The following is a 544-nucleotide window of genomic DNA, read 5'->3' on the forward strand; positions in this document are numbered from 1 at the left end:
CGTCCATGCGGTGATTGGAACTCCAAAGCGTGCGAAGGCCAACTCGTGATAGTCCTCAATCGTGTTGACCGACAGTTCTTCACCGCGCAGTGCGGGAGAACCGGCTGCCGTGCGCGCATTGAAGTCGCGGATCATCAGATCGATCCCGATCTGCGCGAAGTCATTGGGGAACAGCAGAATGCCGGATCGGTTCGCGACGGCTTCGTTAAAAATGTTGGCCACCTCGCCGGAGAAGGTCTCCTGCGTCACCACGCCAACGGCCAAGGCACCATAACGATAGCCCCATTCGCCGAGTTGCTCGTAGTAGGCGATCCGATCCCCCGCCGTGACGTGGTCGCGGAGGATGGCAATGCGGGACGAGGTCAGCGCGAGGGGCATGATGGTGTTCCTATTCTGGTGCGACCGAGATCGGATAGGTGAGGAAGCATCGCAGGAGGTCGTTCGTTCGTTGCCGCAAATCCTGCCATGCTTCCAGGTGGGATCGACGGAAGGTAAGCTGTGCGGTCAGTGCGTCGTGGGAAACGCGCGCGGTGCAAATTGGAAC

1 protein-coding gene is annotated in these 544 nt (G+C 59.7%); it reads right to left on the minus strand.

All coding sequences use genetic code 11. The annotated features are described in order from the left end of the window. On the minus strand, positions 1–378 hold a 378-nt coding region (locus tag JAN5088_RS00020), incomplete at its 3' end, for a hypothetical protein (protein ID WP_144431836.1). Positions 379–544: the final 166 nt, after the last annotated feature.

Source organism: Jannaschia rubra (genome assembly GCF_001403735.1).
GTDB classification, from domain to species: Bacteria; Pseudomonadota; Alphaproteobacteria; order Rhodobacterales; family Rhodobacteraceae; genus Jannaschia; species Jannaschia rubra.